20 protein-coding genes and 1 tRNA gene are annotated in these 20,798 nt (G+C 68.4%); 15 read left to right on the forward strand and 6 right to left on the reverse strand.

Annotated elements, in window-relative coordinates; genetic code table 11:
• Positions 1-31: 31 nt before the first annotated feature.
• The 6 genes from pstC (at position 32) to FHU39_RS13925 (ending at position 4,132) form a co-directional block, all read left to right on the forward strand.
• Complete coding sequence (gene pstC, locus FHU39_RS13900; RefSeq protein ID WP_183321209.1) at positions 32-985, forward strand: phosphate ABC transporter permease subunit PstC; 954 nt, start codon at positions 32-34, stop codon at positions 983-985.
• On the forward strand, positions 982-1,965 hold the full coding sequence (gene pstA, locus FHU39_RS13905; RefSeq protein ID WP_246336572.1) for a phosphate ABC transporter permease PstA: 984 nt from the start codon (positions 982-984) through the stop codon (positions 1,963-1,965). Before pstC ends, pstA begins: the two co-directional genes overlap by 4 nt.
• An 18-nt stretch (positions 1,966-1,983) precedes the next feature.
• A complete protein-coding gene (gene pstB / locus FHU39_RS13910; RefSeq protein ID WP_183321210.1) occupies positions 1,984-2,760 on the forward strand; it encodes a phosphate ABC transporter ATP-binding protein PstB in 777 nt (258 codons plus the stop codon).
• Positions 2,761-2,917: 157 nt separating this feature from the next.
• Positions 2,918-3,202, forward strand: a complete 285-nt coding sequence (locus FHU39_RS13915; RefSeq protein WP_221185535.1) for a hypothetical protein — start codon at positions 2,918-2,920, stop codon at positions 3,200-3,202.
• 208 nt (positions 3,203-3,410) lie between these two features.
• Positions 3,411-3,737: a hypothetical protein gene (locus FHU39_RS13920; protein ID WP_183321211.1), complete on the forward strand. Its 327-nt coding sequence runs from the start codon at positions 3,411-3,413 to the stop codon at positions 3,735-3,737.
• The gene (locus FHU39_RS13925) at positions 3,734-4,132 is read left to right on the forward strand and encodes a MerR family transcriptional regulator (RefSeq protein ID WP_183321212.1); all 399 of its coding nucleotides are present in this window, start codon (positions 3,734-3,736) and stop codon (positions 4,130-4,132) included. Before FHU39_RS13920 ends, FHU39_RS13925 begins: the two co-directional genes overlap by 4 nt.
• 48 nt (positions 4,133-4,180) lie before the next feature.
• On the opposite strand, the gene FHU39_RS13930 is transcribed toward FHU39_RS13925, so the two are convergent.
• Positions 4,181-4,828 (reverse strand): hypothetical protein, encoded by a 648-nt coding sequence (locus tag FHU39_RS13930; RefSeq protein ID WP_183321213.1) that lies wholly within the window; start codon positions 4,826-4,828, stop codon positions 4,181-4,183.
• A 55-nt stretch (positions 4,829-4,883) separates the two neighbouring features.
• A complete protein-coding gene (locus tag FHU39_RS13935) occupies positions 4,884-7,436 on the reverse strand; it encodes a DEAD/DEAH box helicase (RefSeq protein ID WP_183321214.1) in 2,553 nt (850 codons plus the stop codon).
• Positions 7,437-7,703: 267 nt separating this feature from the next.
• On the opposite strand from FHU39_RS13935, the gene vapC reads away from it, so the two are divergent.
• Together vapC and FHU39_RS13945 are read left to right on the forward strand one after the other, a co-directional pair.
• Positions 7,704-8,093, forward strand: coding sequence for a type II toxin-antitoxin system VapC family toxin (gene vapC, locus FHU39_RS13940; RefSeq protein ID WP_183321215.1), 390 nt, complete (start codon positions 7,704-7,706; stop codon positions 8,091-8,093).
• A gap of 64 nt (positions 8,094-8,157) precedes the next feature.
• Positions 8,158-8,230, forward strand: a tRNA-Lys gene (locus FHU39_RS13945).
• A gap of 41 nt (positions 8,231-8,271) precedes the next feature.
• Here the strand turns inward: FHU39_RS13945 and FHU39_RS13950 are convergent.
• Both FHU39_RS13950 and FHU39_RS13955 read right to left on the reverse strand, forming a co-directional pair.
• A complete protein-coding gene (locus tag FHU39_RS13950; RefSeq protein WP_183321216.1) occupies positions 8,272-8,661 on the reverse strand; it encodes a type II toxin-antitoxin system VapC family toxin in 390 nt (129 codons plus the stop codon).
• Between the two features lies 1 nt (position 8,662).
• Positions 8,663-8,926, reverse strand: a complete 264-nt coding sequence (locus tag FHU39_RS13955) for a type II toxin-antitoxin system Phd/YefM family antitoxin (protein ID WP_183321217.1) — start codon at positions 8,924-8,926, stop codon at positions 8,663-8,665.
• 75 nt (positions 8,927-9,001) lie between these two features.
• Between FHU39_RS13955 and FHU39_RS13960 the strand changes: the two genes are divergently transcribed.
• Together FHU39_RS13960 and FHU39_RS13965 are read left to right on the forward strand one after the other, a co-directional pair.
• Entirely contained in the window at positions 9,002-9,937 is a 936-nt protein-coding gene (locus tag FHU39_RS13960) for an alpha/beta fold hydrolase (RefSeq protein WP_183321218.1), read from the forward strand.
• Positions 9,938-9,969: 32 nt separating this feature from the next.
• Positions 9,970-11,490 (forward strand): glycosyltransferase family 39 protein, encoded by a 1,521-nt coding sequence (locus FHU39_RS13965; RefSeq protein WP_183321219.1) that lies wholly within the window; start codon positions 9,970-9,972, stop codon positions 11,488-11,490.
• Between the two features lie 64 nt (positions 11,491-11,554).
• Here FHU39_RS13965 and FHU39_RS13970 read toward each other — a convergent pair whose 3' ends face one another.
• Both FHU39_RS13970 and FHU39_RS13975 read right to left on the reverse strand, forming a co-directional pair.
• Positions 11,555-12,550 carry an NADPH:quinone reductase gene (locus FHU39_RS13970; RefSeq protein WP_221185536.1) on the reverse strand — a complete coding sequence of 332 codons (996 nt, stop codon included), beginning with the start codon at positions 12,548-12,550 and terminating at the stop codon, positions 11,555-11,557.
• Positions 12,551-12,580: 30 nt separating this feature from the next.
• The gene (locus FHU39_RS13975) at positions 12,581-13,261 is read right to left on the reverse strand and encodes a Pr6Pr family membrane protein (protein WP_183321220.1); all 681 of its coding nucleotides are present in this window, start codon (positions 13,259-13,261) and stop codon (positions 12,581-12,583) included.
• A gap of 311 nt (positions 13,262-13,572) precedes the next feature.
• Here FHU39_RS13975 and FHU39_RS13980 point away from each other — a divergent pair, with 311 nt between their 5' ends.
• The 5 genes from FHU39_RS13980 (at position 13,573) to FHU39_RS14000 (ending at position 20,755) form a co-directional block, all read left to right on the forward strand.
• Positions 13,573-14,847: an MFS transporter gene (locus tag FHU39_RS13980; protein ID WP_183321221.1), complete on the forward strand. Its 1,275-nt coding sequence runs from the start codon at positions 13,573-13,575 to the stop codon at positions 14,845-14,847.
• Positions 14,844-16,586: a GTP-binding protein gene (locus tag FHU39_RS13985; RefSeq protein ID WP_183321222.1), complete on the forward strand. Its 1,743-nt coding sequence runs from the start codon at positions 14,844-14,846 to the stop codon at positions 16,584-16,586. The genes FHU39_RS13980 and FHU39_RS13985 overlap by 4 nt, the downstream gene beginning before the upstream one ends.
• Positions 16,587-16,668: 82 nt before the next feature.
• Positions 16,669-17,748 carry an ABC transporter substrate-binding protein gene (locus tag FHU39_RS13990; protein WP_183321223.1) on the forward strand — a complete coding sequence of 360 codons (1,080 nt, stop codon included), beginning with the start codon at positions 16,669-16,671 and terminating at the stop codon, positions 17,746-17,748.
• A 75-nt stretch (positions 17,749-17,823) separates the two neighbouring features.
• A complete protein-coding gene (locus FHU39_RS13995; RefSeq protein ID WP_221185537.1) occupies positions 17,824-19,296 on the forward strand; it encodes a phosphatase PAP2 family protein in 1,473 nt (490 codons plus the stop codon).
• A 196-nt stretch (positions 19,297-19,492) separates the two neighbouring features.
• Positions 19,493-20,755 carry a cytochrome P450 gene (locus FHU39_RS14000; protein ID WP_183321225.1) on the forward strand — a complete coding sequence of 421 codons (1,263 nt, stop codon included), beginning with the start codon at positions 19,493-19,495 and terminating at the stop codon, positions 20,753-20,755.
• Positions 20,756-20,798: the final 43 nt, after the last annotated feature.

Genomic DNA, 20,798 nt, shown 5'->3' on the forward strand with positions numbered 1-20,798 from the left:
ACAGTGAGGCATTGAATTGAACTCGATCGAAATGACACCCGTTGAGGCGTCGACGCGCCGCCGGTGGGGCGACCTGATCTTCGGGGGAAGCGCTGCCGCCGCCGGCTGGACGGTCATCGTCTCGGTGGTGTTGATCGCGATCTTCCTGCTGGCGCAGGCGCTTCCCGCGATCGGCCAGGACCACGCCAACTTCCTAACCTCGACGGCCTGGGCTCCCAACGACAAGCCGGCGCGTTTCGGCATCCTGCAGATGCTGTGGACGACGGTGGTGTCGTCGGTGATCGCGGTGCTCATTGCCGTCCCGTTCTCGGTGGCGATCGCGCTGTTCCTCACGCACTATTCACCACGCTGGTTGTCCGGCACCGCGGCGACACTGATCGACCTGCTCGCCGCGGTGCCGTCGATCATCTTCGGCGTGTGGGGCTTCATGGTGCTGGCACCCAAACTCGTGCCGGTGCAGAACGGCATCTCCGACGTGTTCGGCTGGATCCCGCTGTTCGCCCGGGACGACGCGGTGAGCGGCGGCACGACGATCTTCACCATCGGCATCGTGCTCGCCATCATGATCCTGCCGATCATCACCGCCCTGACGCGAGAGGTGTTCTCGCAGGCGCCGCGGTCGCACCAGGAGGCGGCACTCGCACTCGGGGCGACCAAGTGGGAGATGATCCGCACCGCGGTGCTCCCCTTCGGCCGGCCCGGCATCATCAGCGCCACCATGCTCGGCCTCGGCCGGGCACTCGGCGAGACCATCGCCGTGATGTTCATCCTGTCGTCGCTGCCCGACGGTGCGCCGTGGTCGTCATCGATCTTCGGCGGTGGCACCACGTTCGCCGCCAAGATCGCCAGTGACGTGGCGGAGTTCACGCCGGGGGTCGGCACGGGCGCCTACATCGCCGCCGGGCTGGTGCTGTTCGTGCTGACCTTCGTGGTCAACGCGGGTGCGCGGATCGTCATCGAACGCAGGAAGGCCTTCTCCGAATGAGCATGGAAAGGACTGCGGCGGCAGACCCTGGCGTCCCCACGAAGTACTCGGGGGAACGCAGCGGCGAAGAGACCTCCCGCGGAGGCGGCGGCCTCGGGGGGATCGGCCACGGCAAGTCCGGGGCGCGCGCCCTGAAGAACAACATCGCGACCGTGCTCATCTGGGGTGCGTTCCTCGTCGCGCTGATCCCGCTGGTGTGGATCATGTGGTCGGTGCTGTCCAAGGGCCTGCACCCGATCCTCAACATAACCTGGTGGCAGAAGGACCAATCCGGTGTGGGCGCACCGGGATTCGACCACAACGTGCGCGGCGCCCGCCACGCGATCGTCGGGACCCTGCTGGTCGCGCTCTGGACGTCGGTCATCGCGATCCCGATCGCGATCATGACCGCGATCTACCTGGTCGAGTACGGCAACACCCGCGTCGCGCGAGCCGTCAGCTTCATGGTCGACATCCTGTCCGGGGTGCCGTCCATCGTCGCGGCGATCTTCGTCTACACCGCGTGGGTGACGGTCTTCCACTGGAAGCTCATCCCCCTCTGCTCCTCCCTCGCCCTGGTCCTGCTGATGGTCCCCGTCGTCACCCGGTCCACCGAGGAGATGCTGAAACTCGTCCCGAACGAGCTGCGCGAGGCGTCATACGCCTTGGGCGTGCCGAAGTGGAAGACGATCGTCCGGGTGGTGTTGCCGACCTCGATGTCCGGCATCATCACCGGCTCGCTGCTCGGCTTCGCGCGGGTTGCCGGAGAGACCGCTCCGTTGCTGCTGCTGGCGTCGTACACGCCATACCTCAACGAGAACTCCTTCTCCGGGATCATGGCGGCCCTGCCGACCATGATCAACGTGAACTTCGCCAACATGACCGGCGATCAGGTGAGCGCAGACCGCGTCTGGGGGGCGGCCTGCACCCTCATCCTGCTCGTGCTGGTGATCAATCTCATCGGCCGACTGATCGCCCGACTGACCAAGATCAAGAGCTAGGAACCAGGTAGACACCTCATGGGTAAGCGAATCGACGTCCAGGACCTCGACGTCTACTACGGCGACTTCAAGGCGGTCGAAGGCGTCACGATGACCGTCGAGCCGCGGTCGGTGACCGCGTTCATCGGACCGTCCGGATGCGGCAAGTCGACCTTCCTGCGCACCCTAAACCGGATGCACGAGGTGACCCCCGGCGGCCGTGTCGAGGGCCAGGTGCTGCTGGACGACGAGGACCTGTATGCCGAGTCCGTCGATCCGGTGGCGGTGCGGCGGACGGTCGGCATGGTCTTCCAGCGGCCGAACCCCTTCCCCACCATGTCGATCCGCGACAACGTGGTCGCCGGGCTGCGGCTGAACGGGGTGCGCAACAAGAAGGTGCTCGACGAGAAGGTCGAGGAGTCGCTCGTCGGCGCGAACCTCTGGAACGAGGTGAAGGACCGGCTGAACAAGCCCGGCGCGGGGCTGTCCGGCGGTCAGCAGCAGCGGCTGTGCATCGCGCGGGCGATCGCCGTCGAACCGCAGGTGCTGCTGATGGACGAGCCGTGCTCCGCGCTCGACCCGATCTCCACGCTGGCGATCGAGGACCTGGTGACCAAGCTCAAGGAGCAGTTCACCATCGTCATCGTCACCCACAACATGCAGCAGGCCGCGCGGGTGTCGGACAAGACGGCGTTCTTCAACCTCGAGGCCACCGGTAAGCCGGGCAACCTGATCGAGATGGACGACACGCAGCAGATCTTCAACAATCCTGGCAAGAAGGCCACCGAGGACTACATCTCCGGCCGCTTCGGCTGAGCCGATCGCGTCCCCACCGCACACAGGTCCCCCCGGGGGCGACGTATGACCGGGAGATGCGGCCATACGCGAGCACAGGTCGCCCCAGGGGAGACCTACGAGCGGGAAATCCGGTCCCGCGCGATGCCGCCATCACGAGGCGCTGCATGATGAAAGGGTGCCCAAGGACAAGGACAGTCGCCGCCCGCGGTTCCTGCAGCGCAAGGGCGACCGGCTCAAGGTCGCGGACTCGCGCGGCGACAAGCACACCGCGCACCTGGTGCGGCTCGAGGAGGAGCTGACCAAGGAGGACGGTAGCTTCGCGTTCGGCTACTGCAAGAGCTGCGACTGGACCGGCCGGGCCCGGCGCTCCCGGGACAAGGCGCGCGACGATGCCCGCCAACATCGTGCGGAGTGCGATGGCAAGGGCAAGATCATGCTGGGCGCGATCGACCAGCGCTGAAACTTCTCCCTGTGGACGGGGAACAAACCCGGCCCCCGCTGCCGTTAGGCTTCATGGTGCGTCGGGCCGCGGCAGCCCCGGGTCCCAAAATTTGCCGCTACGAGCGGCCGTGCGCCGTGAGGCGCTCCCGGCCCGACGCACCTACTTCAGCGAAACTCCCGCACGAGGGGTTGCGCTGAAGCGCGCTTCAGCTCCTAGCTTCGCGCTCATGAACGTCATTGTCACTCTTCTCTGGTGCTGCTGGGCGGCGCTGCAGGTCGTCGCCGCGGGCGGGACGGCCGCCGGCAAGGACTCCGCCCACGAGTTGTCTCGCAGGCAACGCATCGTCGTCGCCGCCGGTTTCACACTGTCCGCGGCCGCAGCCGTCGGTGCGGGTCTGACCCGTTCTCCCGTGAGCATCGGCCTCGCGGTCGTGCTCGGCATGGGTTGTCCGCTCCTTGTCGGAATCCTCACCAACAGCCTGCAACTGCGCCACCACGCTGGAAGACTGGTGGTGCTTGCAGGTCTCGTCCTCCTGACAGGGTTGGTGACGTGAAGGAAATCGTCCGCACACTTGAATCGCCCTGTGGCATCAGTGAACTCGCCGCCCGGCACGGCATCACCGTGGAGGCGCTGCGCTATTACGAGCGGGAGGGCCTGATCGAGACGTCCCGCAACACCGCCGGTCAGCGGGTGTATGACGTCGCCGCCCAGGACGCACTCGCCGTCATCCTGGCGCTGCGCGGAGCCGGGTTCGGCATACGGGAGATCGCCCGATTCATGGCACTCAAGTCGCCCGGCACGTCGGCCGAACAACGGCTGACTGCCGCCGAGGCGGAGCTGGCACGGCTGCGCGGCGAGCTCACCCGGCGCCGGGAGGCCATCGACCACGCAGAGACACTGCTCGCGGACTGGCAGCAGGAGATCGACGAGTACCGCGCGCACCACTGACCCCGCCCTCGATGCCTCGCGGGCTCAATCCAGCACGCGTCCCGGCCGTCAGGTCAGGGTGCCGGCCCGCCAGGATGCTGCCGCCCGCTCCAGGTCGTGCGCGGTGCCGAGCAGCGCCGCCGCACTCTGGGTCGCCGCGCTCGCACCGGGGTCGTCGTGCCCGTCGTGATCATCCGCGCGATGCGCCCGGCCGATCGACGTCACCCGGCAGAACGCCGCGGCCCGCTCCAACGCGACCGCCAGGTCCCCGTCGAAGACGCCGGTCAGGATGGCGTCGACCAGCTCCCGCAACGCGTCGGGCGACGGAGGCTCGGCCGCACCGGCCACCGCGTGCTGCACGTCGGCGTGGTGCCGCCCGAGGTCGTAGTCGATCGCCGCGCCGACCGCGTCGCGTCGCACCGACTCGTGGATCGCGTACAGCCGCCACAGGGCGCCCGGCAGGCTGACGGGCGGCTGCGCGGCCCAGAGCTGCGCGACGGTCGCCATACCGAGCTCGTCGACCAGGCGCACCAGCCGCCGCGTCACATCCGGATCCTCCGTCGCCCGCCCGGTGCCGACGAGCACGGCCGCCGACTCGTGCGCGATCTCGGAAACCTCGGCCGGATCGACGCCGCCCGAGGCCTGCGCGTCGAGCGCGCCGGGGCTGAACATCGCCGGCCGACGTGGCCGGCGTTCGCCGTCGCGTGGGTCCACCATCTCTTCCCTCTCCTCGCTCGCTACTCCACCGTAAGCGACAACGCTGTCCGAGACCTCAGTCCATCCTGTTCAGACCCAACACCACGATCACGGCCTGACCTACCGCGTCGCTGGCCTTGAGGTCGACCTCCGCGTCGATCCCCCAGTCGTGGTCGCCCTCGGGGTCGTCGACCACCTGGCGCACCTGCCACTTCTCGGCACCGCGCTCGATGCGCAGGTATGACGGGCCGCGCGAGTCCGCGTCCAACCGGACCTCGTCGTGATCGGCGAAGTAGGCGGAAAGGTCGTCGTCCCAGGCCGATTCGTCCATGACGACGTCGGTGCGCGGTTCGGTCGAAGCGGCGACCGATCGCTCGAGTGCGGCGAGCGCGACCACGTCGCGCCGCGCTGCCAGCTCCAGCCGGTGGAACATGCCACGCCTGATCTGGATGGCGAAAGCCTTGCCGGTCGTGATCGACCGCGGCGTGTGCACCAGGGCGGCTTCGCGCTCCTCGTGCAGCGCGGGGTTGACCAGCTCCTCCCACTCGTCGAGCAGGCTGGAGTCGGTCTGCCGGATGACCTCGCCGAGCCACTCGATCAGATCGGCCAATTCGTCGGTCTTGGCGTTGTCCGGCACGGTCTGCCGCAGCGTGCGGTAGGCGTCCGAGAGGTAGCGCAGCACGATGCCCTCGGATCGTGCGATCTCGTAATACCGCACCAGATCACCGAAGCTCCAGGCGTTTTCGTACATCTCGCGAACGACCGACTTGGGCGACAACGCCTGCTCCCCCACCCACGGCTGATGCGTGCGGTAGGTCTCGAACGCCGCGTCGAGCAGGTCCGCGAGTGGCTGCGGCCAGGTGATGTCCTCCAGCAGCTCCATGCGCTCGTCGTACTCGATGCCGTCGGCCTTCATCTGCGCGACGGCTTCCCCGCGGGCCTTGCGCCGCTGGGCGTAGAGGATCGGACGCGGGTCCTCCAGGATCGACTCGATGACCGAGACGACGTCGAGCGCATGTGTCAGCTGGTCGACGTCCGGGTTGGTCGGGTCCGGTAGGACGTCGAGCGCCGCGAGCGCGAAGGGCGCGAGGGGCTGGTTGAGCGCGAAGCCGTCCTGCAGGTCCGCCACCAGTTGGATGCCGCGGCCGTCCGGCAACGGCTCCGGCAGCCGTTCGATGACGCCGGCGGTCATCAGCTCGCGGGTCAGGGTGATCGCACGTTTCGCCAGACGCCGGCGACGGCGCGGGTCCTCGTGGTTGTCGCGCACGAGATCACGCACAGCGACATACGGATCACCCTCCCGGGCAATCAGATTGAGCAGCATCGAGTGGGTGACCCGCATCCGCGACTGCAGTGGCTCCGGGTCGGCCTGAACAAGTTTCTCGAAGGTGTCCTCGGTGTAGTTGACGAAGCCCTCCGGGGGCTTCTTGCGCTGGACCTTGCGCAGCTTCTTGGGGTCGTCGCCGGCCTTGGCGATGGCCCGGGCATTCTCGATCTGGTGCTCGGGCGCCTGCACGATGACGGTGCCGCTGGTGTCGAACCCGGCACGCCCCGCGCGACCGGCGATCTGGTGGAACTCGCGGGCTTTCAGCAGTCGTTGCCGGGTCCCGTCGAACTTGGTGAGCCCGGTGAAGATGACGGTGCGGATCGGCACGTTGATGCCGACGCCGAGGGTGTCGGTGCCGCAGATGACCTTGAGCAGCCCGTCCTGTGCGAGGGTTTCGACAAGCCGCCGGTATTTGGGCAGCATGCCGGCATGGTGGACGCCGATCCCGTGGCGCACCAGCCGGTTCAGGGTCTTGCCGAAGCCGGCGGAGAAGCGGAAGCCGGCGATGATCTCGGCGATCTGCTCCTTGTCGACCTTGCTGAGCATGTTGATGCTCATCAGCGCCTGGGCCTGCTCGAGCGCGGCGGCCTGGGTGAAGTGCACGACATACGCCGGGGCTTCCTTGGCGTAGAGCAGCTCCTCGATCGTCTCGTGCAGCGGCGTCATCGCCCACTTGAACGCCAACGGCACGGGACGCTCGGCGTCGGCGACCGTGGCAGTCGGCCGACCGGTGCGCTTGGTCAGCTCCTCCTCGAAGATCGTCACATCGCCCAATGTGGCTGACATCAGGATGAATTGGGCCTGAGGTAGCTCGAGCAGCGGCACCTGCCACGCCCAGCCGCGCTCGGGCTCGGAGTAGAAGTGGAACTCGTCCATGATGACCATGCCGACATCGGCGTGCCGCCCCTCCCGCAGCGCGATGTTGGCCAGAACCTCTGCGGTGCAGCAGATCACCGGTGCGTCGGCGTTGACCGACGCGTCACCGGTCAGCATGCCGACGTTGTCCGCGCCGAAGATCTCGCACAGCGCGAAGAACTTCTCCGACACCAGCGCCTTGATCGGGGCGGTGTAGAAGCTCACCCGGTCCCCCGCGAGCGCCGCGAAGTGCGCCGCGGTCGCCACCATCGACTTCCCGGACCCGGTGGGTGTCGCCAGGATGACGTTGGCCCCGGCCAGCAGCTCGATGATCGCCTCCTCCTGGTGCGGGTAGAGCGTCAGGTTGCGCTCCCCCGCCCAGTCGACGAACCGGGTGTACGTCTCGTCCGGGTCGTCGGCGTCGGGCAGGCGGTCGTAGAGGTTCATGGTCCGGCCATCCTCGCAGGCGGTGCCGCTACCGCCTTTCCCGGTGCTTTCGAGTATGCCGTTCGCGGCGTTCCGCGTCTCCCGGGTATGCCGTTCGCGGCGTATGTCACGCGTCCGGCATGCTCCCGAGATGCGCCGGCAAACGTGAAGCGGTGAACTTCGCGCTGCGGTCCGTTGCCGCAGAATCCTTGGGTCTGCAGGAGGCCCGGGAACTGCGGGGCTCTGGGTGGGACGGTGACCTTGCCGACTGCGCGATACCCGCGTCGGATGATCCTGATCGACACGTCGGCGTGGGTCGAGTTCCTGCGCGACACCGGCAGCCCCGCATGCATCCGAGTCGATGCTTCGCTCGATGGGGACATCGCCACGTGCCACCCGGTGCGCATGGAGGTGCTGGCCGGTGCCCGCAGCGATAGGCACCTTCGGCGGTTGCGCGGCCTGCTCGCCCGGGCCACCACTCTCGACACATTGGCGTCCGACTCCGAGGACGCCGCATCGCTCTACCGCACCTGCCGCCAGCACGGCGAGACGGTCCGCAAGCTCATCGACTGCCTCATCGGAGCCCACGCCATCCGCGCCGGCGTGCCGGTGCTCCATGCCGATGCGGATTTCGATGTGCTCGCTCGTCACACTGCGCTCACCGTCGACGGGCGCTGACGGCATACAGCCCGATGTGACGCACCCACCAGCCGCCCACTACTCTTACGGGCGCAACACACCAGGGCCTCTAGCTCAATTGGCAGAGCTGCGGACTTTTAATCCGTAGGTTGCGGGTTCGAGCCCCGCGGGGCCCACTCCCACCGACCAGGCGCGGCGCCGACCGCGCAAACGACTTTCAGGCCGGCGCAGTCACCGCGATCCCGTTGCTCCGCGCCGCTTCCGCAAGGCGCTCGTCATACGTCACCAGACTGTCCAGATCGTCGCCGAGGTCGAGCGCCGCCGCGAGGTGGACGGCGTCAAGGCTGCGCACACCCGGTGGATCGAGACGACCGGCGAGCTCGCACACCGACGGGGTCAGCACGGTCAGCGTCAGCGAATCGAGGACCGCGCGCGCCCGCAACGCCCGGTCGGGCGCGACCCGGCGCACCGCACGCATCAGCTCGGTGCGGGCCAGGTCGCAGGAGACCAGCCCGTCGGCATCGGCCAGCCACTCGCGCAGCGCCGTCGTCTCCGGCTCGGCAACGACGAGCTTCACCAGCGCCGACGTGTCCAGGTAGTGCGCCATGTCAATAGCGTCCGGCGTCGCGCTCGGCCGCGAGATCGGCGCTGAGGTCGGGACCTGGATCGGGCGCCGGTAACGCGACCAGCGTCCGACGCGGCGGCCGAGCCTTTCCGGCGGTCAGCAACTGATCGAGCCGACCTGTCGGGATCGCGGTCAGCTGGGCGACCGGGCGACCGCGGTCGGTGATCGTGATCGTCTCGCCCGCCACTGCTTCCGCGACGACGGCAGAGGCGTTCTGCTTCAGCGCCCGGATACCCACTTCAGCCATGTGCTTCAATGTAGCACTTCATGCGTGAGATGGTGATCGCCGGATCGCGGCGCGCACTCCCGCTACCGTGCGGGTATGGCGCTCACCGAGTTCGACTTCCCCTCCCACAACGGCCGCGACCACATCAAGGCGTGGATCTACGCCCCGGCCACCACGCCGCGCGGCATCATCCACATCGTGCACGGGCTCGGCGAGCACTCGCGGCGCTACCTGCGGCTGATCGGCAAGATGCTGGACGCCGGCTACGTCGTGTGCGCCGACGACCACGTCGGGCACGGCGCAACGGCGATGGCGTCGGGTGTGTGGGCGGACAGCGGTGAGAACGGGTTGACCGCGATCGTCGAGGACGAGGCGACCCTTCGGGAGCACGCCGTCGCGGCATACCCCGACCTGCCCTACTTCCTCTACGGGCACAGTTGGGGTTCGATCATCGCCCGCGCGTATGCCGCCCGCCACCCCGAGCAGCTCGACGGGCTCGTCCTCGGCGGCATCGCCGCGCAGATGCGCGGCCCGGAGAGCGTGCCGGTCGCGGACGTGGAGGCGGCGATCGGCGACACCGACGGCACCGGCGTCGCAGACGAATTCATGCCGGCCCTCTTCGCCGGCACCGTGGATCGGTATGACGACGTGCGCGGCCCCACCGACTGGGTCGCCGCCGACCGGGGCGTCGTGGCAGACCACGCCGTCGACCCGCTGAACCGCTTCGGGGTGCCGATGACGCTGCGCTTCCTGCGCGACTTCCTGGTGCTGTATGCCGAGGCCAACGCCGACGACTGGGCGGCCAAGATCCCGGGCGCCCTTCCGGTGCTGATCCTCGCCGGTGACCAGGACCCGGTCGCGAACTACGGTGAAGGCGCCTATCACGTCGCGAATCAGCTGTGGGCGAGCGGCAACCGGGACGTGCGCACGCGCGTCTACACCGGCTACCGGCACGAGGTGCACAACGAGCCGCCGATCAGGGACGAGGTCGCCGCCGAGATCATCGGGTTCGTCGACGGGCACCTTCGCTGACACACGCAGCAAGGCGTGGTATCGGTTGACACGTGGCAGCCGATCCGGGTGATGCCGCGGGCGGTGCGACCACCCGTCCGGAGATTGCCCACGCCGACCGAGTTCCGGCTGCGGCCTGGGTGATCGCGGGATGCTACGTCGCGCTCGAGCTCACGGTGAGCGGCCGCTACGGCTTCCAGCAGGACGAGCTCTACTTCCTCGTCGCGGACCGCCACCTGGCGTTCGGGTATGTCGACCAGCCGCCGCTCGCCGTCCTGCTGACGCGGACCACCGACCTGTTCGGGGTGAACCCCACCGCGATCCGGATCCTGCCGGCACTGGCGGGCGGCGCCGTCGTCATACTCTCGGCGCGGCTGGCTGCGCTTCTCGGCGGCGCGCGGACGGCCCGGATCCTGACCGCGCTGTCGGTGGCGATCTCGCCGATCTTCTTGGGCGCCATGCACGTTGGCAACACGACGCCATACGACCTCCTCGCGTGGTCGGTGGTGACGGTCGGTGTGGTGACAGCGCTGCTACGCGACCGGCCACGGTGGTGGTTGGGCGCCGGCGTCGCGGCGGGGATCGGCATCAACGACGAATACCTGGTCCTCACGCTGCTGGCGGCGCTCGTCCTCGCCATCGTGTCGACCTCCGCTCACCGGCGTGCCCTGGCGACCCGTTGGCCGTGGCTCGGCGGGGGCATCGCACTGGTGATCTGGCTGCCGAACCTCATCTGGCAGTTCGCGAACGGCTGGCCCCAACTCACCATGGCAGCCTCGCTGCGGGCCGACAACAGCTCGGCCGGTGACTACGCAGCCGGGATCCCCGGGCAGCTGTTGTATGCCGGTCTGCTCGGGATCCCATTGCTGATAGCGGGTTTCGTGAACCTGTGGCGCTCTTCGCAGCTGCGCTTCCTCGCGGTCGCGGCGACGATCATCGTCGTCTACGTCCTGGCGTGGATCCCGGGAAAGGTGTACTACGCCGACGGCATCCTGCCGGTCCTCCTCGCGGCGGGCTCCGGGTCGGCGGAGCGCTGGATCGACCGGGGACGCCGGCCGGTCCGGCGAAGGGTGCTGCTGGGAGGGCTCGCAGTCGTGGGCACGATCTTGCTGCTGCCGGCGGTGCTGCCGGTGCTGCCGGTCACTCGGTTGCACACGGTCAACGGCGCCACGAGCATCGCCGACGGCGTCGGCTGGCCACAGCTCGCCGAGGAGGTGGCCGCACAGGACATTTCGCTCAGTCGAGCAGGGCACCCACCGACCTCGATCTTCACCGGCGCGTACGCCGAGGCGAGCGCCGTCGAGCTGTATGGCGCGAAACAGCGGCTGCCACCGGTGATCTCGGCACACAACATGTTCTGGCACTGGGGTCCGGGCAACGCACCGGACAGTACGGTCCTGTATGTCGACGCGTACGACCAACTGAAGCCGTATTTCGCGAACTGCCGGCGACTCGCGGTCTACAACCCGCCCTACCAGGTGCAGAACGACTGGAACGACCTCGATATCGGCGTATGCACCGGTCCGACGGAGCCCTGGAGGTCGCTCTGGCCGAAACTCAAGCATTACGAATGAGATTGACGCGACACGACCCGGCGTCCGCTCTCGGCAGGGCGGTGAGCGGGACAGCGCGAGTTGTTCAGTCCGGTGGGTGCAGGATCAACCGAAGACCTTTGGCCGCGCCACTTTCCAGCCGGGCGTGGGCGTCCGCCGCCGCGCTGAGCGGCAGGTGCTCGACGGCGCTCGGGGTCAGTGAACCTTCGCTGACGAGCTGGTCGATCCGCGCCGCCGCGGCGGCGAGCTCGACCGTGGTGGCGCTGCTGATCGCGAAGCCGACGATCTGCGCGTCACGGGTGTAAAGGGCTCCGACCGGCAGCACAGGCCGCGCGCCCAGGCCGGCCATGAGCACGATCCGGCCGCGCGGGGCGAGCAGGCCGGTGGCCAGGTCGAGGTCGTGGTGCCCGGAGGTGTCCAGGTGTAGATCGACCCCGTCGGGCGCTGCGTCGTGCAACCGGGCAGCGAGGTCCGGGTCGCGGTAGTCGAGGGCGACGTCCGCACCGAGCGCCCGGCACGTCTCGAGGTCGGCCGCACTCGCCGTGGCGATGATCCGCGCCCCGCGCGCCAGCGCCATCGCGGCGCGTCCCACGTGACCTGCGGCGCCGGCGATCAGCACCGTCTCGCCCGCGTCCAGGCGACCGTGCGTGTGCAGGGCGAGGTAGGCACTCGCGGCAGGGTGGGCGACCGCCACCATCGCCACGGGATCTGCCTGTGCCGGAAGAGGATAGAGCCGGTCGGACGGCACGACGGCGTACTGGGCGGCAGCGCCCTGCCGACCAGCATGACCGAGGCTGTTGCACCACACCCGGTCCCCTACCGCGAACCCGACGACTCCTGGGCCACACGCCGCGACGGCGCCGGCCAGGTCCCGGTTGACGACGAACGGGAACGGACGCGCGGTCTCGTACGCCCCGGAGCGCACGAAGGTGTCCACGTGGTTGACCGACACCGCCTCGACCCGCACCAGCACGTCGGTCGGGCCGGGACGCGGCACCGGCAGCGTGCCGTAGCGGATGACGTCGGGCGGGCCGCACCGGTCGATGAACGCGGCATACATCTGGTCGGGGAGGTCCGTCACTCTGGTGACCTTAGCCACGGATGCCGCCCCTCAGTCGGGCCGCCGCACCATCCGGCCGGGCAATCGCGTCGCGCCGGAGACGACCGCCGTGAAGAGTGCCGCCATGATCGCGACGAACACGCTCATGATCGCCACGTAGCCGTAACCGTGCGGATGCGGGTTGAGGAACGGGTACGGGTACCAGTCGACGATCGAGCCACGGATCAGCGTGTAGACCAGGTAGAGCACCGGATAGCCGAGCCAGCTCAGGGCGGCGCGGAAGCCGATCACCCGCTCGGGCAGATCCACCAGCCAATCGACGACGGCCGCGATCGGCACGAAGTAATGCAGCACCACATTCACCCAGGACACCGGGGTGTTGACGTCGATGTTGCTCAGCAGCAACGCGTAGACGACACCGGTGATCGAGATGTAGACGGTGGCCGCGCCCCGTGCCCGGTCCAGCCACTGCGGGTCGGGACCACGCAGTTGGATGAGGCCGGCGATCGCCGCGACCACGGCGATGACGATGTTGGACTGAATCGTGAAGTAGCTGAAGAAGTTTCCGAGCGTCGCAGGGTTGTCCTCCCGGCCCAGCGCCTCGACGAGCTGGACCACGACGGTGACTGCGATCAGCGCCGCGAGCGCCAGCCGCAGGGCCGCGTGCACACGCACCATCGCGGAAACACCGCCGATCCGCGCCCGACCCGGAGTGAGCTGCTCAGCCGACACAGCATCACCGTAGAGCTCGCGGGCACTCCGGGACGCCGATTCGGCATACAACACGCCGCAGGCCGAAAACCAGGTGCGCCGGACGCGGCGCGCGCCCTAGCGTGAACCGCATGCGTCGTCCAGCTTGAGTGGTTCGCACCCCCTGAGATCGAAGGCCGCCGGGTAGCCGTCCGGCCGGCCCTTCGGGTGCGCCGGCACGAAACAACGGTCGATCCCCTGTCGGATCCACCGCGACTCGCGTATGCCGCGAAGTCGCTCGCTCGTGACCGCAACGCGCGAAAGCGCTGGAAACTCAAGGACCTACCCCACCGATGACTTCGATCCTCGGCAGCCGACCGCTGCCCGCCCGCACGGCCTACCTGTGGTGGGAGGGCAGCTGGTCGCTGCTGCACTCCGTCGCCTTCACCCTCTCGATGCTCTACCAGGTGCAGGTCGCTCACCTGTCACCCGCCGAACTGCTGATCGTCGGCGCCGCGATGGAAGCGAGCTGCTTCCTCTTCGAGATCCCGACCAGTATCGTCGCCGACCTCTATTCGCGCCGCCTGTCCGTCCTGATCGGCGGTGTCGTCGTCGGCTGCGGCATCCTGATCCAGGGTGTCTGGGGCTCGTTCTGGCCGATCGTGGCCGCCCAGATCGTCTGGAGCCTGGGTTTCACCTTCGTCTCCGGCGCCGACGATGCCTGGATCACCGACGAGGTGGGCGCCGACGCCGTGCAACCGCTGTTCACCCGGTTCCAGCAACTGCATCTCGGGCTGACCGTCGCCGGCACCGTCCTCGCGGGCCTCATCGGGCAGGTCAACCTGCACCTTCCGATGCTGGTCGCCGGACCCGGCTACCTGCTGCTCAGCACGACCATGGTGTTGCTGATGCCCGAGACCGGCTTCACCCCGACACCGCGCAGGGAACGAGAGAACTGGGCACAGCTGAAGCACACGCTGCGCACCGGCCTGTCGACCGCCCGGCGCCCCGGAATCGTCCGGTCCTTCCTGCTGATCGCGATCATCAGTGGCATCTCCTCGGAGGTCTTCGACCGGTTGTGGACGGCCCGGATCGTCGATTCCTTCCAGCTGCCAACGCTTTTCGGCATCACCGGCAGCGCTGCGTGGTTCACCGTGTTTGCGGTGATCGGCTCGTTGATCGCTCTGACCGCCAGCCTCACCACGAACCGGCTGGCGCCGCACCGGGTCAACGCGCTGCATCCCGGCGGCTTGCTGGCGGCACTGACGGTGGCGCAGATCGCCGGCATGGTCGGTTTCGCCCTGATCGGGTCGTTGTGGCCGGTCCTGATCGCCATGTGGGTGCGCACCTCGGCACAGGCGGTTGCCGGCCCGGTGCAGGCTGCGTGGCTGCAACGCAATGTGGACTCCCGGGCGCGCGCCACCACCGTCTCGCTCACCAGTCAGGCGGACGCGTTCGGCCAGGTCGTCGGTGGGCCGCCACTCGGCGCATTGGCCGGCCGGACCTCGATCTCTACGGCCATGGTCGTCGCGGCGGGCCTGTTGGCGCCGGCTGCCGCGCTCTTCGCCCGGTTGCGTCCGGCACGAGCGGTCCGGCCGGCGATCCAGCCCGCCGAGGAGGCGAAATGACCTCGCGCACCCTCAATCTCGGCATCCTCGCACACGTCGATGCCGGTAAGACGACGCTCACCGAGCGGTTGCTGTTCGACACCGGCACGATCGACCGGCTCGGCAGTGTCGACCGCGGAACCTCGGTGACCGACACCATGACGTTGGAGCGCCGACGGGGCATCACCATCCGCACCTCCGTCGCCGGCTTCACCCTCGGCGACCTGCGGGTGAACCTGGTGGACACACCCGGCCACCCCGACTTCATCGCGGAGGTCGAACGCGCACTCACCGTTTTGGACGGCGTGGTGCTGGTGGTCTCGGCGGTCGAGGGCGTGCAGTCGCAGACCCGCCTGCTGATGCGTGCACTGCACCGCCTGGAGCTGCCGACCACGTTGTTCATCAACAAGATCGACCGTGCGGGTGCTGACGTGGACGTGGTGCGTGCGCAGATCGCAGGGCTGCTGAAACCAACACCTGGCACCGTTGTGTCGGCCGGCTCGGCACGCACCGGCGACGGCGTCGGCGCCCTGCTCACCACCATCGCCGGTATGACGGTCCCGCGCAGCGACCCGCACGCACCCGCGGAAGCAACGGTCTTCTCGATCGAGAGGGACCGTGGCGTATGGGTCCGGATGCACAACGGCACGCTCCGGGTGCGGGACCGCCTCGGCCGAAGGTCCCGTGTCACCGCTCTGCGCTCCCCGGACGGTTGCCACCTCGAAGCGCTGGGTCCCGGCGAGATCGGCCTGCTGACCGGACTGGACCACCCGCGGGTCGGGGACCGGATCGGCAGCGGTGGGACGGCGCGCGAGGTAGCGAACCTGCAACCGACAACCTTGGAAACCGTTGTCGATGCCGCAGATCCCACGCTGCGTGGCCGGCTGCTGGAGGGGCTCACCGCGCTGGCGGACCAGGATCCACTGATCAACCTCCGCCTGGACGACGACCGGAGCGAGGTCCGCCTGTCCCTGCACGGTGAGGTCCAGCGCGAGGTGATCGCGACCCGGCTGGAGGAGGAGTTCGGCGTCGTCGCAACCTTCCAGCCACTGTCCGTGGTCTGCATCGAGCGGGTCATCGGCAGCGGCCACGCGCACGAAATCATCGACACGCCAACGAATGCCTACCTGGCGACCGTCGGGCTGCGCATCGACCCGGCTCCGGTCGGGCACGGCGTGTCGTTCGAGCTGGCCGTGGAGGCCGGCTCGATGCCTCCCGCGTTCTTCACCGCCGTCCGGTCTGCTGTCGACGAGACGCTGCAGCAGGGGCTGCACGGCTGGCCGGTGACGGATTGCGTTGTCACCATGACACATTCCGGCTACTGGGCGCGACAGTCCCACTCGCACGGGACGTTCGACAAGTCGATGTCCAGCACGGCGGGCGACTTCCGGTTGCTCACCAGACCGGTGCTGATGCGCGCCCTGCGGGCCGCCGGCACGACCGTCTGCGAACCCGTGGACGCCTTCACCCTCGACCTGCTGCCCGAGCAGGTACCCGCGTTGCTCAGCGAGCTGGCCCGGGCGGAGGTCGACGTCACGCACACCGGCATCACCGCGACGGAGGCACGCGTCGAGGGCGTCATACCAACGCGGTTGGCCGACTCGGTGCAGCGGCGACTGCCCGACCTCACCAGCGGCGAGGGCGTCTGGGAGAGCACGCTGGACCACCACCGGCCGGTCCGTGGCGCTCCCCCGCAGCGACCGAGGGTGGGCGTCGACCCGGGTGACTGTGCGGCGTACGTCAAGGCGAACCCGCGCTAGGCGACGGACCCCGTGCGTCGCCATGCCCGAGACTAAGTAAGGTAAGGCTCACCATAGCTAACCAATTCTCGGAGTTCCCTCGATGATCACGTCCCGCCGCACCGTCCTGTCCGCATTCACCGCTGCCGCAGCGGTTTCCGCGCTCGCGGCGTGTTCCAGTGACGGCAGCGATCCGGGCACCTCGAAGACGTCATCGGGTGGCTCCGGCTCGGCAGGCGCCGAAGCTGGAAAGTTCCCGGCAACCGTGAAGCACAAGTACGGCACCACCACCGTGCAGCACAAACCCACGCGCGTGGTCACGGTCGGACTGGTCGAGCAGGACATGGTCATCGCACTGGGCACGGTGCCCGTCGCGGTGACCAAGTGGATCGGCGCGGCCGACGGGGAGATCTACCCATGGGCGAAACCGGCACTGCACGGCGCGCCCCTGCCGAAGGTGCTCGACAACTCGAAGGGCCCACAGATCGAGCAGATCGCCGCGCTCAAGCCGGACCTGATCATCGCGATCTGGTCGGACCTGAAGGAGAGCGACTACCGGAAGCTCTCCCAGCTGGCGCCCACCGTCGCACCGCCGAAGGGGTATGTCGACTACGGTGCTCCCTGGGACGTCATCACCGGAATGGTCGCGGACGCAATGGGTTTGAGCGCGACAGGAGCCAAGATCGTCCGCGACGTGAAGGGACGTTTCACCGCCGCGCGCAAGGCCCACCCGGAGTTCAAGGGCAAGACCGCCATGGTCCTGGGCCTGTACAACGGTCTCTGCCCGTATGCCGAGACGGACCCGCGCAATCGTGTCCAGCAGGAGCTCGGCTTCGTCTATCCGAGCAAGTTCGGCAAGGAGTTCGACAAGCTGGGCACCGGGTCGATCAGTGCCGAGCGCACGAAGGAGTTCGACTTCGACGTCGTCGCCTGGGTCGACTCCGAGGCCAACGTGCTCAAGACCACCGGCGACCTGCTGAAACAGACCAAGGCCTACCAGCAGGGCCGGGAGATCTACGTACCCAACAACATTCCGGGCACCAACAAGCCGAGCACCTACGCCGCGGCGTTCAGTATGGTGACGCCCTTGAGCCTGCCCTGGATGCTGGAGCGTTACGTCCCGCAACTCGCGGCCGCGGTCGACGGCAAGCCCGCCACGAAGGTGCCGACCGTCAAGGTCTGACCCCGGCGCTGGCGGCGCAGGCGTTCGTGGGCGAGTATGACGAGACCGCAATCCGCGAACGAAAGGGATCGTCCCGTGATCGATTGGATCAAGCGCGTCGCGCAGGACATCGACGACATCGACGTGTCGATCTTCGAAGGTCTCGCCGCAACCCGCAGCCCGTTGCTCGACAAGGTCATGCCGCGGCTGACCGACGTCGCGGACCACTCGGTGTTGTGGCTCGGGATCGCCGGCGCGCTCGGCGCCAGCCGGAACCGCCGTGCGAAACGGGCCGCGCTCCGCGGTGTCGCAACGATCGCCGCAACCAGTCTGATCGCGAATCAGGTTGCCAAACGTGTGAATCGGCGACCCAGACCGTCGCTCGCGACGGTGCCGCTGGCTCGGCTGTCGCGGCGGCTGCCGACCTCGACGAGCTTCCCCAGCGGTCATGCCGCGAGTGCGGCAGCATTCGCCACCGCGGTCGGGCTGGAGTGGCCGGTGCTGTCGGTGCCGTTGCGCGCGCTCGCCGCACTCGTCGGGCTGTCGCGCGTCACCACGGGTGCCCACTACCCGTCCGATGTCGCGGCCGGGTGGCTGCTCGGGACGGCAGTGGCCGAGGTCGGCGCACGCCTGGTTCCTCCCGCAGAGCCACCGTCCGCCATACGACGGCCTGGCGTCATACAACTGGAGGCACGGCCGACCGGGTCCGGTCTGGTGCTCGTCGTCAACCCGGCCTCGCACAGCGGCGAGGGTGAGCGGGTCCTCGCCGCGGTCGGCGATCAGTTGCCGGACGCCGAGATCGTCGAACTCACCGAGGACTCCGAGGTCGAGCACGTCATGCACGAATCCGCCTCTCGGGCAGAGGTGCTCGGCGTCGCCGGAGGCGACGGCACCGTTCGCACTGCAGCGCAGGCAGCACGGGACGCAGACGTGCCGTTGGCAGTGTTCCCCGCCGGGACCTTCAACCATTTCGCCAAGGACGCCGGCGCATACCCGCTGCGCGCCGCGATCGCGGCCGTCAAACGGGGTACTGCGGACAAGGTGGACCTGGCCTATCTCAACGACGAGATCTTCCTCAACACGGCCAGCATCGGGGTCTACACCGACTTCGTCGCGATCCGGGAGCGCAACGAGAAGCGGATGGGCAAACCCGCCGCCGCCCTGTATGCCGGTCTGCGCACTTTGCTGCGGTCGCACGCGATCTCCGTGCGCGTCGACGAGCGAACGGCCCGCGTCGACCTGCTTTTCATCGGTAACAGCGAGTACCAGCCGCACGGGTTCGCCCCCAGCTTCCGCGAACAGCTCGACGACGGGCTGCTGGACCTGCGGATGCTCGACGCGTCCAGTTTCGGCGCGACGCTGACCGTTCTCGCCGCACTGCTGACCGGTCAGCTCGCGCGCCACAAGCGGTATCACGAGTTCCATGCACCGTCGCTGCGGATCGAGGTGGTCGACGGCGGTCCCGTGCGCGTCGCGCGGGACGGCGAAGTCGGCGAGGAGGCGACCGTGCTCGACCTGCGCGTCGACCGACGGGCCCTCACCGTCTATCGGCACGCCGGCGTCCACTGACGCCGCCCAGCAACTCCCGCCACCCCTCAGGCGACAGGCCCACAAACTCCCGACAGGCCCACAAATCGAGCGCTCGCTGCCCCTCTCGAGCCGGAATTCCTGAGCCTGTCGATCCGGATGTTGTCCTCTCGGCGAGGGGATAACCCGGAAATCTTCAGTTCGGTGAGGCACCATCGAGGGTAGGAGGGATCCACGCATGAGCATCGTGCAGGACGTCAAGGCGGCCGCGGCCTTCAGCCAGGAGCTCTACCGGTCGAAACTGACCACGGCATATCACGGCAGGGTGCACCACGACCCGTTCGCGCGGCTGCGGATGGGTGAGGGACGGAACGACCCCTATGCGGTGTATGACGAGCTACGCCCGAAGGGTCCGCTGATGCCCACGCGCCTGGGCAATCTGGCGACCGTCGACCATCGTGTGGCGCGCAGCGTGCTGACCAGCCGATCGTTCGGGGTGCGGCCGGCCGGGTCGTCTCCGGCGCCCGAGGAAGACTTCGACCTGTCGTTCCTGGATCGGAACGAGCCCGACCACAGCAGACTGCGCCGGATCGCCGCACCGGCGTTCAGCCCGCGGATGGTACGCGGATACCGTTCCCGCATCGAGGAACTCGTCGATGACCTGATCGGCAAGCTCGACCGCGCCGACACCGTCGACTTCGTGTCCGACTTCGCCGCACCGCTGCCGATCGGCGTCATCACCCGAATGTTCGGCATCGACGGGGACGTCGGGATCGACACCGCCGAATTCGCGCGGTACGGCGCAGCCATCGGCGGCGCGCTGGACGGCATACATTCAGTGCGGCACGCACGAGAGCTGCTGCGCGCCCAGGACGTGCTGGAGAAGATGTTCGACAGACTGCTGGCCGCACGTGCGGCCGGTCCGCGGGAGGATCTGATCAGCGTGCTGGCAGCCGAGAGCGGCGATCAGGTGCAGCCGGACGAGCTGATGAGCATGTGTTTCCTGTTGCTGGTCGCGGGATTCGAGACCACGGTCAACCTGCTCGGGAACGCGCTGCTCGCGTTGCAGGCACATCCGGAGCAGTGGCACCTGCTCACCGAGCGGCCGGAGCTCGCGAGTCAGGCGGTCGAGGAGACGCTGCGCTGGAATCCTCCGGTCCAGCGCACCGAGCGCGTCTCGTTCCAGGACCAGGAGGTCGCCGGCACGCCGGTCCGCAAGGGTCAGTGGATCCTGCTGCTGCTCGGCGGCACCGGGCGGGACCCGGAGGTGTTTCCCGACCCGGACCGTTTCGACATCACCCGATCCCACGGCGCCGAACACCTGGCGTTCTCCAGCGGCATCCACTACTGCCTGGGCGCTCCCCTGGCGCGGCTCGAGGCGACGATCGCCCTGGAGCAGTTGGCGATCCGCCTCCCGAGCATCCGCCGCGCCGGGCGAGTGACGATGCGCCGGACAACCCTGATCCGCGGCCCGCTGCACCTGCCCATCAGCGTGGCCTGACCCGCCCTCGCCGACAGGCTCAGCAAACACCGACAGGCCCTCT

Source organism: Flexivirga oryzae, from assembly GCF_014190805.1.
GTDB lineage: Bacteria > Actinomycetota > Actinomycetes > Actinomycetales > Dermatophilaceae > Flexivirga > Flexivirga oryzae.

What these genes read in the sequence shown, in the direction of transcription:
- FHU39_RS13980 (WP_183321221.1), top strand. Translation starts at nt 13,573, where the DNA reads ATGACTTCGATCCTCGGCAGCCGACCGCTGCCCGCCCGCACGGCCTAC.
- FHU39_RS13930 (WP_183321213.1), bottom strand. Translation starts at nt 4,828, where the DNA reads ATGGTGGACCCACGCGACGGCGAACGCCGGCCACGTCGGCCGGCGATG.
- pstC (WP_183321209.1), top strand. Translation starts at nt 32, where the DNA reads ATGACACCCGTTGAGGCGTCGACGCGCCGCCGGTGGGGCGACCTGATC.
- FHU39_RS13920 (WP_183321211.1), top strand. Translation starts at nt 3,411, where the DNA reads ATGAACGTCATTGTCACTCTTCTCTGGTGCTGCTGGGCGGCGCTGCAG.
- FHU39_RS13950 (WP_183321216.1), bottom strand. Translation starts at nt 8,661, where the DNA reads ATGGCGCACTACCTGGACACGTCGGCGCTGGTGAAGCTCGTCGTTGCC.
- pstB (WP_183321210.1), top strand. Translation starts at nt 1,984, where the DNA reads ATGGGTAAGCGAATCGACGTCCAGGACCTCGACGTCTACTACGGCGAC.
- FHU39_RS13960 (WP_183321218.1), top strand. Translation starts at nt 9,002, where the DNA reads ATGGCGCTCACCGAGTTCGACTTCCCCTCCCACAACGGCCGCGACCAC.
- FHU39_RS13935 (WP_183321214.1), bottom strand. Translation starts at nt 7,436, where the DNA reads ATGAACCTCTACGACCGCCTGCCCGACGCCGACGACCCGGACGAGACG.
- FHU39_RS14000 (WP_183321225.1), top strand. Translation starts at nt 19,493, where the DNA reads ATGAGCATCGTGCAGGACGTCAAGGCGGCCGCGGCCTTCAGCCAGGAG.
- vapC (WP_183321215.1), top strand. Translation starts at nt 7,704, where the DNA reads ATGATCCTGATCGACACGTCGGCGTGGGTCGAGTTCCTGCGCGACACC.
- FHU39_RS13990 (WP_183321223.1), top strand. Translation starts at nt 16,669, where the DNA reads ATGATCACGTCCCGCCGCACCGTCCTGTCCGCATTCACCGCTGCCGCA.
- FHU39_RS13955 (WP_183321217.1), bottom strand. Translation starts at nt 8,926, where the DNA reads ATGGCTGAAGTGGGTATCCGGGCGCTGAAGCAGAACGCCTCTGCCGTC.
- FHU39_RS13985 (WP_183321222.1), top strand. Translation starts at nt 14,844, where the DNA reads ATGACCTCGCGCACCCTCAATCTCGGCATCCTCGCACACGTCGATGCC.
- pstA (WP_246336572.1), top strand. Translation starts at nt 982, where the DNA reads ATGAGCATGGAAAGGACTGCGGCGGCAGACCCTGGCGTCCCCACGAAG.